The organism is Planktothrix sp. PCC 11201, from assembly GCF_900009135.1.
In the GTDB taxonomy this organism is placed as follows: Bacteria; Cyanobacteriota; Cyanobacteriia; order Cyanobacteriales; family Microcoleaceae; genus Planktothrix.
This window is the reverse complement of sequence record NZ_LT797688.1, coordinates 266,810-277,079: the sequence shown is the minus strand read 5'-3', so window position 1 is coordinate 277,079 and position 10,270 is coordinate 266,810. Positions and strand designations below refer to the sequence as shown.

At 40.5% G+C, this 10,270-nt stretch carries 11 protein-coding genes; 7 read left to right on the top strand and 4 right to left on the bottom strand.

The genetic code is table 11. The features are described 5' to 3' along the window. Nucleotides 1-221 precede the first annotated feature (221 nt). The gene (locus PL11201_RS02105) at nt 222-998 is read right to left on the bottom strand and encodes an RNA-guided endonuclease InsQ/TnpB family protein (RefSeq protein WP_200816681.1); all 777 of its coding nucleotides are present in this window, start codon (nt 996-998) and stop codon (nt 222-224) included. Nucleotides 999-1,268: 270 nt separating this feature from the next. Here PL11201_RS02105 and PL11201_RS02100 point away from each other — a divergent pair, with 270 nt between their 5' ends. The 4 genes from PL11201_RS02100 to PL11201_RS02085 all read left to right on the top strand — a co-directional run bounded on the left by PL11201_RS02100 (nt 1,269) and on the right by PL11201_RS02085 (nt 4,617). Next, nucleotides 1,269-1,670: a DUF7682 family zinc-binding protein gene (locus tag PL11201_RS02100; RefSeq protein WP_079676999.1), complete on the top strand. Its 402-nt coding sequence runs from the start codon at nt 1,269-1,271 to the stop codon at nt 1,668-1,670. Nucleotides 1,671-1,751: 81 nt separating this feature from the next. Next, entirely contained in the window at nt 1,752-2,924 is a 1,173-nt protein-coding gene (locus PL11201_RS02095; RefSeq protein ID WP_079676998.1) for a cysteine desulfurase family protein, read from the top strand. Nucleotides 2,925-3,071: 147 nt separating this feature from the next. After that, nucleotides 3,072-3,815, top strand: coding sequence for a DUF1995 family protein (locus tag PL11201_RS02090; RefSeq protein WP_079676997.1), 744 nt, complete (start codon nt 3,072-3,074; stop codon nt 3,813-3,815). Nucleotides 3,816-3,861: 46 nt separating this feature from the next. Beyond that, nucleotides 3,862-4,617 (top strand): metallophosphoesterase family protein, encoded by a 756-nt coding sequence (locus PL11201_RS02085; RefSeq protein ID WP_079676996.1) that lies wholly within the window; start codon nt 3,862-3,864, stop codon nt 4,615-4,617. A 172-nt stretch (nt 4,618-4,789) separates the two neighbouring features. On the opposite strand, the gene PL11201_RS02080 is transcribed toward PL11201_RS02085, so the two are convergent. Next, nucleotides 4,790-5,167: a thioredoxin family protein gene (locus PL11201_RS02080; protein WP_079676995.1), complete on the bottom strand. Its 378-nt coding sequence runs from the start codon at nt 5,165-5,167 to the stop codon at nt 4,790-4,792. A 48-nt stretch (nt 5,168-5,215) separates the two neighbouring features. Beyond that, complete coding sequence (locus PL11201_RS02075) at nt 5,216-5,929, bottom strand: NnrU family protein (RefSeq protein ID WP_079676994.1); 714 nt, start codon at nt 5,927-5,929, stop codon at nt 5,216-5,218. A gap of 127 nt (nt 5,930-6,056) precedes the next feature. Here PL11201_RS02075 and PL11201_RS02070 point away from each other — a divergent pair, with 127 nt between their 5' ends. From PL11201_RS02070 to PL11201_RS02060, 3 genes are all read left to right on the top strand, one after another. Further along, on the top strand, nt 6,057-7,046 hold the full coding sequence (locus PL11201_RS02070; RefSeq protein WP_079676993.1) for a LysR family transcriptional regulator: 990 nt from the start codon (nt 6,057-6,059) through the stop codon (nt 7,044-7,046). Nucleotides 7,047-7,141: 95 nt separating this feature from the next. Then, on the top strand, nt 7,142-8,176 hold the full coding sequence (locus tag PL11201_RS02065) for a LysR family transcriptional regulator (RefSeq protein WP_079676992.1): 1,035 nt from the start codon (nt 7,142-7,144) through the stop codon (nt 8,174-8,176). 108 nt (nt 8,177-8,284) lie between these two features. After that, entirely contained in the window at nt 8,285-9,676 is a 1,392-nt protein-coding gene (locus PL11201_RS02060) for a serine/threonine-protein kinase (RefSeq protein WP_079676991.1), read from the top strand. A gap of 17 nt (nt 9,677-9,693) precedes the next feature. Here the strand turns inward: PL11201_RS02060 and PL11201_RS02055 are convergent, their stop codons facing one another. Continuing rightward, the gene (locus PL11201_RS02055) at nt 9,694-10,263 is read right to left on the bottom strand and encodes a Uma2 family endonuclease (protein ID WP_079676990.1); all 570 of its coding nucleotides are present in this window, start codon (nt 10,261-10,263) and stop codon (nt 9,694-9,696) included. Nucleotides 10,264-10,270: the final 7 nt, after the last annotated feature.

The following is a 10,270-nucleotide window of genomic DNA, read 5'->3' as shown; positions in this document are numbered from 1 at the left end:
ATCATTTATTAGCCCGGATTTGAGTGTATCGAAATTAATATATAATATCTAATCACTATGAATTATCTTTCAATGAACCTTAAACTTAATTCGGGGGCATGAATTTTTAACCGAGATTTTAGATAACAATCAAAAAATCAATAACTATTGTCTATTGCCCATTGCCTAGCTTCATGATTCAGTTGACACTCCCTCGCCCTAAAAGAGCGGGGATTCTTGGTTCACTGACTCAACTTGTCTTGACAGGTATTACTACCAGCCCAGATAGAGGTTGTATCTCCCCAAGCGTTTAGGTCTTCCGACCAACTTCCGATATGCCCTATCGTAGCTTTTTTGAGTATATTTAATGCAGCTATTTTATCTCTATCCTCACAATATCCACAAGAACAAATGTGAGTTCTAACCGATAAAGACTTTTTGATTAATTGACCACAGTTAAAGCATTCTTGAGATGTATAAGCCGGATTAACAGCAATTGTTAATCTACCATACTTAACTCCAAAATACTCAATCCATTTTCTTAATTGTGACCAACCAGCATCATTAATACTCTTAGCTAGTTTTGGGTGACGCACAAGGTTCTTGACTTTTAAATCTTCATAGGCTATCAAGTCGTTTGACTGAATTAAACGGAGTGCTAGTCTCTTAGCAAACTCTTCTCGCTGCCTACTTACTTTTAAATGTCCCTTAGCGTACTTTCTTCTAGCCTTAATGTAGTTATTAGATGGTTTTTTACCTTGGATAAATTTTTTGGATTTCCTCCTATTTAATTTATTTAAACGTTTTTCTGCTCGTCGATAATATTTAGGACATTCAACAACATTTTGGTTGGTGTCAGCATAAAGATATTTTAGTCCCATATCCAGACCTACACATTGTTGGGTAGGTTCTAACTGAGGAGTAATATCTCTAATATCAAGCTTTAATAATAACTGTACAAGCCTCATCAATTGAGCGATACTGATATTCTTTCCCTCTAAGCTTGTACTCCAGAACAAACATTTGCGTGAGCAACCTACTACGCAAACTATCTTAGCAGACTAAAATTAGGTTGACAACACCTAGACAAAAAAAGCCGTCCTAGAAGGCTTGCCCTGAGCTTGTCGAATGGGACAGGACTTTAAACCCCAAATTTTCGGTAATCTATTAATAGGACGAGATTAACTTAATTTCTGCCAAGTCACCGACGGAAAAAGATATAACAGTCTGTCAGCGCCGTAAGCACTTGCTCAGAGCTTGTAGGCGCGAATCACCCTCACTGCTGTGCTATGCCAAAACGAAAGAGGACATTTCCCTGTGGCCATAAAGGATATGGGAAAATTTGTCATCGTTGTAATCAACAAGAGGTGACACAGGATTCCCACAGTCAGGCTATGGAGGACAAACGAACCAAAAAACTAGAATGGGAAGCCTCCTTTACTCAGGATATCATTGATCTCAGAGGCTTACCCGATTATGTTGTGATTAAGGCCAGGACTATTTTAGCGGGCTTAAGTGACCAAAAAAATTATCGAGACTTTGGAGGTAAGCGACTACGCCATAATCGTTTTATTGTCAGTATTCCCGTAACGCGAAATTATCGAATGCTTTGTCAAGATAGCGGTAATTTATTAGTTCCTCAAAAAGTTCTTTCTCATGAAGATTACAACGTTTGTAAACCAGGAGATTAATTAACTCAAATCCTCTCAATTCTAACGATTTTTAATTGTGCTTGCGGAAAACAAAACTCAACTTTTGATTGATAAAAATCTATGCAAATTTACCTCGATCATAGCGCAACCACTCCCCCCCGTGCAGAAGTGATCACCCTAATGCAAACGGTGATGACTGAAAATTGGGGAAATCCTTCTAGTATTCATGAGTGGGGTAACAGAGCCGCTATGATTTTAGAACGCTCCAGAATACAGGTGGCCCACCTGATTAACGCCCCACCGGAATCAATTATTTTTACCTGCGGGGGAACAGAAGCCGATAATCTAGCGATTATGGGGGTCGCCCGTCAATATTCCCAGCCGCAACATTTAATTATTTCTGCGGTGGAACATTCGGCTATTGCCGAACCCGCAAAACTTCTGGAACAATGGGGATGGCAAATTACCCGCTTACCTGTAGATAGTCGCGGACGTGTTCACCCCCTGGACTTACAGGCAGCCATTCAACCAAATACGGTGCTAGTGTCGATTATTTATGGCCAGAGCGAAGTGGGAACCCTGCAACCGATTCAAACCCTGGGCAAAATTGCCCATGCTCATGGGGCTTTATTTCATACCGATGCGGTACAGGTAGCGGGACGTTTGCCCCTGGATATGCAGCAGTTACCCGTTGATTTATTATCCCTATCCAGTCATAAATTGTATGGCCCCCAGGGAGCAGGGGCGTTATATGTGCGGGAAGGGGTACAGTTAACTCCGTTATTAGCTGGAGGTGGACAGGAATTTCAACTGCGTTCTGGGACACAGGCCGTCCCCACCCTGGCCGGATTTGGGTTAGCTTGCCAATTAGCGGCCCGGGATATGGTGACAGAAACGTCTCGGTTAATGGAGTTACGCGATCGCCTATTTGACTTATTAGCCGATGTGCCGTATTTATTACCCACAGGCGATCGTTTAAATCGTTTACCCCATCATGTTAGTTTCTGTGTTGCCCCAAAACACATCAACCCTGCCACCTTAACGGGAAAAACCCTAGTCCGTCAACTGAATTTAGCCGGAATTGGTATTAGTGCAGGTTCGGCCTGTAGTAGTGGTAAACTCAGTCCCAGTCCGATTTTATTGGCAATGGGATATGACGAAATCACCGCTTTAGGTGGGATTCGTTTTACCCTGGGACGGGATACCACCAAAGCCGATATTGATTGGACAGCCATGGTGGTGAAACAAGTCCTCAAGCGTTTAGTTCCCCGTATCGAATTAGCACGATGTTAGGGGAATTATACACAGACCTTGAGATCCCCCCTAACCCTGGCTTGAGAAGGGGGGAAATAGACTTAAAAGTCCCCCTTTTTAATGGGGATCTAGGGGGATATCCACTCATTTTTTTAACAACAGTTAATCATTAATAAATTTAAAATTATGCCCGAATTACCTAATAGTTTAGCCGAGGCAATTGAACAGGCAAAACAAGCCACTAAAGCCGCATTAGATGATGGTTATAAGTTAATTCAAATCGAATTAGTCTTTCCTGAAATTGAACTAGAAGCTCAATCTATTGCCCTAGAATTTATTCCCGTTATTCAGAAACCTGATAGTCAATTAGTCGTCTTATTTCCCGATACCGGAGCCGCTGCTTTAGCCCGTCGGGACTGGGGAAAAACATCTTTTCGGGTCACTGATTTAGGTACTTCTCGTTCTCCGGTTGAAACTCGATTAGAAGCAGAAGATCAGCAATTTTTAGTGGTATCCCCTTCTGCGGTGGAAGTGGCTCAGATGGAAAAATTATCTCAATTAGCCGGAGATCGTCCAGTAATTTTACTTAATCCAAAACTAGAAGATATTGCTATTATAGGAATAGGATATGCTGCTCGTCAGTTGCGAGAAAGGTTTATCAAGACCATTGAATCTTGCTATTACCTCAAATCCCTAGAAGGTGCAGCACTCAGACGTTGTTATCCTTCAATGTGGGAAGTTTGGTTAGAAGTTGATGGACAGTACCAGTTAATCACTGAACAACCGACAAAACCCGTCGGCGATGAATTGGATCTGATTCTGGCACAGGCGACTCAGGGGGGTGACTCGTCAGTGGAGCCAACTGTCCAACGGCCGAGAAAAGGTGTTTTATCTGGACTTCAGAGTTTTATTCGCGCCTTAAGTCGATAATTTCTATTTTGAAGAACACCTTATAGTGTGTGCAATTAAATAAAAAATGCTGACTCGACGCATTGTTATTGGTGATGTACACGGGCATTATGACGGGCTAATGACTTTATTAGATCGAATTGCTCCGGGTACAAATGATCAGGTTTATTTTTTGGGGGATTTAATTGATCGTGGGCCGAAAAGCGCCCAAGTGGTTAATTTTGTCAAAAATAGTCCCTATCAATGTTTACGGGGCAACCATGAACAACTGATGTTAAATGCGTTGCCCGATGAAGGGAAAAATCCCCAAGCGTGGCAAGCTTGGTTATATAGTGGCGGTCTGACTACGATTACCAGTTATCAAGATTTAGGAATTATTCCTCGGGATCATGTGCATTGGATGGCTTCTTTACCCCTATATTTAGATTTAGGGGATGTTTGGCTGGTTCATGCGGGGGTGCATCCCAAAATGTCAATTAAAGAACAAAATGAGGAAGAATTTTGTTGGATACGGCGAGAATTTCATAATATCCCTAAACCCTATTTTGCGGACAAGTTAATTATTATTGGTCATACCATTACCTTTACTTTTGATGGTATTGAACCGGGACAGTTAGTTCAAGGTCAGGGATGGTTAGGAATTGATACGGGGGTTTATCACGCAAAAAGTGGTTGGTTAACGGGACTAGATATTACAAATAAAAAAGTGTATCAAGTGAATGTTATGCACCATAATCAAATGCGGATTTTACCGTTAAATCGGGTAGTTACCCATTTAAAACCGCCTTCTTTCTTAGCTAGATTGAGTTATGTTAGACCCTGAAGATGGGGCAAAAAGTTTTCAAAAAAAGAATCCGTGTGTTAAAAAGCTGCAACCACTAGCTAGTTTTATTGGTATAATGAATGAATTTAAACCCTTAAAAGCATTCCCAAGCCTTAGCCTGGGAATCAAAAAACGGGACAGTGTTAATTAATTAATCACTGCAAAAAGCCCGTCAAACTTCTAAAGGCAAAACTTCCTGGGTTTGACGGGTGGGTTGTGAACTCGGATAATTGACCATAAAACTATCAAGGCGACGTCGTAAATCTTCTCGACCTTGAAAATGTTCGAGCCGATATAAAACCTGACCTCGATCAAAAATAATTAATGTTGGTAAAGTTTGGAGGCGATAGGTACTCGCTAACTTTAAACTTTGATCCGCATTCACACCTACTAGCTTGATTGTGCCTCGCCAGTCCTCCTGGAATTGACGCAGTTGAGGCATAATTAGCTTACACAGTCCACACCAAGGTGCCCAAAAATGTACTAAAACAGGAGAAGAAGATTCCAGAACTTCTTGAGTAAACATCTGCTCATTGACCGACAATAGCATCATTCCTCAAATTTTATTAATCAGTGTTTTTATATCCCTGGGATCATGCTACCAGTCTATGTTACCTGTTGCACGCATTAATAGGGGATGAATTTGCCAGAGTAACAGGATAAAAATACCGACTCCTAAATAAGCCCATCGGAAAAACTCTTTGAATTCAAGGGTTTGGCGACCTTGGGCGATCGCTAAAAAGGGAATCACAGAGGTACGAGATCTCACGGTTTCAAAGGATTTGCCATAACGGGCTAACAAACGGCGATCACCATGCCACACAGCAAATAGGTGATGCAAGATCAACCCCAGGGAAGTTAACAGGGTGAAACTCGTCCCCAACCATAAGGTATGACCCACACACCAAATCACTTGACCCACCATTTGCGGATGTCGGGTAATGCGGATAATTCCGGTTTCATACAGATGGACTTCCGGTTTCTGAATGGCCGCAATTTCTAACAAATTAAAAGTGGCTGGATAGAGAAAAATAAATGAAATTGCGGATAAGATCCAAACGATGGGTTTAACAACAACCACATCCTGCACCATCCAAAGTTGTAATCCATCGTAACGATGATTAAAAAAATAGATAATTAGAACCGTGGCTAACGGGATGCTCACCAAAGCAAATAAAACTCTATAGACCCTAGCCCCAATTTTCGATTCTCCCCAAGGTCGCAAGGCTGCTAAACCACTATGGGCGATCGCAAACCCCAAAAGTAACCCCAACATCACAAAATGGCTAGATGTTAGCCAATGCTCAGACATTTTGACCTTTTCTCCATTAATAATAAAGTTAATTTCAATTACCCTTCATCGTTGCAGTATGCTGAAAGAACTTGATCCCCCATCCTAAAAGTCATCACGCTTCCTTATTTTACCGAGGTTGAGGAATATGTCTGACCTTCCATTCACTTTAGATCAGTTACGCATCCTGAAAGCGATCGCGGCTGAGGGTAGCTTTAAACGCGCTGCCGATAGTCTTTATGTCTCCCAACCTGCTGTTAGTCTTCAGGTGCAAAACCTAGAAAGACAGTTGGATGTGCCACTGTTTGACCGAGGGGGACGTCGCGCCCAACTCACAGAAGCGGGTCATCTGCTCCTGAGTTATGGTGAAAAAATTCTCTCCCTATGTCAAGAAACCTGTCGGGCCATTGAAGATTTACAAAATTTGCGGGGGGGAACTTTAATTATCGGGGCATCTCAAACCACCGGGACGTATATGTTACCCCGGATGATTGGGTTATTTCGAGAAAAATACCCCGATGTTTCGGTGCAATTGCACGTTCATTCCACCCGGCGCACCGCCTGGAGTGTGGTGAATGGACAAATTGACTTAGCCATTGTCGGGGGGGAAATTGCGCCGGAATTGATGTCCGCCTTGGAAATTGTTCCCTATGCGGAGGATGAACTGGCATTAATTGTGCCCACATCCCATGAATTTGCCCAGCGAGAAACTATTCTTAAAGAGGATTTATACTCGTTAAAATTTATTAGTTTGGATGCTCAATCAACCATTCGGAAAGTCATTGATCAAGTTTTAACCCGTTGTGGAATTGATACCACCCATCTGCAATTAGAAATGGAACTCAGTTCGATTGAAGCGATTAAAAATGCAGTTCAATCGGGGTTGGGAGTTGCCTTTGTTTCCACGTCTGCCATTGAAAAAGAGTTGCAAATGGGGGTGCTGCAAAGGGTTAAAATTGATCAGGTGATTGTCAAACGGACGTTATCGGTGATTTATAATCCGAATCGCTATCGATCCAAGGCAGCCGAGGCATTTACAAATGAAATTTTACCCAAGTTTGCCAGCCCCGATTTTAACAAACATAGTATTGATGTTCAATACCCAACTGAATACACGGCTTTACCTTTATCAGATTGATTTAACCGAGTTGTTTTTCACCCTTGAGGTTAAAATTATCTAAAATAATCTGATTTTTGATTCTATTTTTGCTCAATTCTTTACCCACTCTCACAATGACAGATGTTCCTTTTACCTTAGATCAATTACGCATTCTCAAAGCGATCGCAACTGAGGGAAGTTTTAAGCGGGCGGCGGATAGTTTATATGTTTCCCAGCCCGCTATTAGTTTACAAGTCCAAAATTTAGAACGACAGTTAAGTGTTCCGTTATTTGATCGTGGAGGACGCAGAGCTAAATTAACAGAAGCCGGACATCTTTTATTAAATTATGGCGAAAAAATCTTGAGTTTATGTCAGGAAACCTGCCGCGCCATTGAGGATTTACAAAATCTCCAAGGGGGAACCTTAATTGTCGGTGCTTCCCAAACCACCGGAACCTATTTACTCCCTCGGATGATTGGTTTATTTCGAGAAAAATATCCCGATGTGGCGGTGCAACTGCACGTTCATTCGACTCGACGCACCGCTTGGAGTGTGGCAAATGGACAAATTGATCTAGCTATTGTGGGGGGGGAAGTACCACCGGAATTGCAAGATGCTTTGACGATTCAACCCTATATTGAAGATGAATTAGCCTTAATCATTTCCCCTTCCCATCCCTTTGCTAAATTAGACAAAATTCAAAAAGAAGACTTGTATCAACTTGACTTTATTTCTTTGGATTATCAGTCTACAATTCGCAAAGTTATTGATCAAGTTTTAATCCGAGCAGAGATCGATCCTCGCTGTCTGAAAGTAGAAATGGAGTTAAATTCCATTGAAGCGATTAAAAATACGGTACAAGCCGGATTAGGGGCTGCTTTTGTTTCGACTTCAGCCATTGAAAAAGAATTAGAAATGAAAGTTTTACATCGCATGGTGATTGAAGATGTTGTTGTTAAACGAATGCTTTCAGTCATTGTTAACCATCATCGCTATCAATCCAAGGCATCTGAGGCTTTTAGTCGAGATATCTTACCCTTATTTACAGCCCAAAGTTGGATATTAAACACCCATAATTTTTCCTCAAATTCTTCTAAAAAACCGATTAATATTGAGACATTTATTTCTCCTACGGATTTTCAAGATACTCAAGACTTAGAACCTTGAACCCATAAAAATAAAGTAGGTGATAACTTGATATTCTGTTAATTTTCTTAATCTTAAAACTTCAAAACTATGAAACTAAAATTTTAATGTTTTATCAGCAGCAACACTATGAAAATTTACTGTACTCGTCCGGGATGTTTAGGGGCTGATCGCAATAATTTTACCGATTTAGAGGATCAAATGATCCTCAAAACCGTACAGCAAAAATTCTGTACCACCTGCGGAATGCCTTTAATTTTAGATGGTCGTTATCTCCCCGAAAGATTATTAGGACAAGGTGGGTTTGGGACAGCTTATTTAGCTAAAGATCGTCGCTCTCCTACTCTGAAATATTGTGTGGTTAAACAATTTAAACCCTCATCGGATTTAAACGCTCAACAATTAGCAACGGCTCAGGTTTTATTTGAAAGAGAAGCTCATGTTCTGGAACAATTGGGCAATAAACATCCCCAAATTCCTGATTTATTTGCCTATTTTCCCTTAGAAGCCCCTGGATGGCATACCTCAAAACCAGAATGTTTTTTTTATATTGTTCAAGAGTATATTAATGGAGAAAATTTAGAAACCGAAATTCATTCAAAAGGACAATTTTCAGAAGCAGAAGTTAGGGAAGTTCTCCAAGAAGTGCTAAAAATTTTAGAATTTGTTCATGATCATGATGTGATTCACCGCGATATTAAACCCTCTAATATTATGCGCGATCGCCAAGGTCTTTTACATTTATTAGATTTTGGTGCGGTTAAACAAGTCACCCAAAGTCCAGGGGGTACATCGACCGGAATTTATTCTTTAGGATTTGCACCCCCTGAACAAATGCGAGGTTATACGGTGTTTCCTTCCACGGATTTATATGCCTTGGCAGTGACTTGTATTGTCTTATTAACCGCAAAAGATCCTCAAGATTTATTTGATAGTTATAGTAATCAATGGAACTGGAAACAATTTGTTAGGGTTTCCGATGAATTAGCGAATATTTTAGATAAAATGTTATTACCTACACCTAGCGATCGCTTTGGTTCCGCTACTCAAGTTTTAACCGCCTTAAACCCTCCCCAAATTCCACCCATTCCCCAACCTCCTCCAATCCCTTCTCCTGCTATTTCTCCTTCTGTAACTCCCGTTCAACCTTTAGTAACAACTCGCTCTTTTTCTACCTTAGAATTGTTATCGAATGCCGCCTTTATTGGGTTTGAAATGGGAGTTTTCGCCAGCTTAGGATTTGCTGTATTTAAGGTATTTAGTTTCCCGCCTATTTTTTTATTAATCATTGGTTTAGTTGGGGTCACGGGATTAATATTTGCCCTGTATCACCGTTGGATCGAAGTCGGGTTAGATTTTATCATTATCCCCTTAATTTCCATAGGAGTTTTATACTTTATTTTATTAAAATTAGGCCCTTCTATCATGTTAACTACAGTTCCTTTAATTATGGCTGTATTTAGCGTGGCTGTAACTACTTTATTCCGGTTAATTTATCTTCTACTTAAACGATTTTTATAAACCAGGACAAGAAAAGATTAGACTAAATAGAGTAAACTGAATAAATCTGTTACTGAAAATTGCCAATCATTTAACATCTTCAGCACAGGTAAACTATCCCTATCTGATTTAACTTCGGGAATACAATTCGGTTGAAAAATACTCACGGATTCATCTTCGGGATCGATAAACCAACCTAACTTTGTTCCATGATTCAGACAAAAAGCAATTTTTTGAATCACTCGATTAGGGGATTGATCTGGAGAGAGAATTTCAATGATCCAATCTGGAGGAATTTCAAACCGATTTTTAATTCTTTTATTGGGGCGTAAAGGAATATTATTCCATTCAAAAATAGCGATATCTGGAACAATAGAAACTCCTCCAAAAGTACAACGTAACTCGGTCAGTCCATAGGCTAATTTTTGCGATTCACCCACTCGATTAATTTCCGTTACTAAGCGAGTTTGCAAAATACTATGTTCTCCTTGTGGCATAGGTTTTTGGTAGATATGGGTATTAATATATTCACTCGCCGGCTTCGTTTCTGGTAATTGCAAAAACTCTTGTAAAGAGAGTTTAGATTGAGGCTCTATTGAGGAAACCATAAGCAAT

Coding starts and splice junctions, on each gene's coding strand:
- PL11201_RS02100 (WP_079676999.1), top strand. CDS start 1,269: ATGCCAAAACGAAAGAGGACATTTCCCTGTGGCCATAAAGGATATGGG.
- PL11201_RS02095 (WP_079676998.1), top strand. CDS start 1,752: ATGCAAATTTACCTCGATCATAGCGCAACCACTCCCCCCCGTGCAGAA.
- PL11201_RS02090 (WP_079676997.1), top strand. CDS start 3,072: ATGCCCGAATTACCTAATAGTTTAGCCGAGGCAATTGAACAGGCAAAA.
- PL11201_RS02085 (WP_079676996.1), top strand. CDS start 3,862: ATGCTGACTCGACGCATTGTTATTGGTGATGTACACGGGCATTATGAC.
- PL11201_RS02080 (WP_079676995.1), bottom strand. CDS start 5,167: ATGCTATTGTCGGTCAATGAGCAGATGTTTACTCAAGAAGTTCTGGAA.
- PL11201_RS02075 (WP_079676994.1), bottom strand. CDS start 5,929: ATGTCTGAGCATTGGCTAACATCTAGCCATTTTGTGATGTTGGGGTTA.
- PL11201_RS02070 (WP_079676993.1), top strand. CDS start 6,057: ATGTCTGACCTTCCATTCACTTTAGATCAGTTACGCATCCTGAAAGCG.
- PL11201_RS02065 (WP_079676992.1), top strand. CDS start 7,142: ATGACAGATGTTCCTTTTACCTTAGATCAATTACGCATTCTCAAAGCG.
- PL11201_RS02060 (WP_079676991.1), top strand. CDS start 8,285: ATGAAAATTTACTGTACTCGTCCGGGATGTTTAGGGGCTGATCGCAAT.
- PL11201_RS02055 (WP_079676990.1), bottom strand. CDS start 10,263: ATGGTTTCCTCAATAGAGCCTCAATCTAAACTCTCTTTACAAGAGTTT.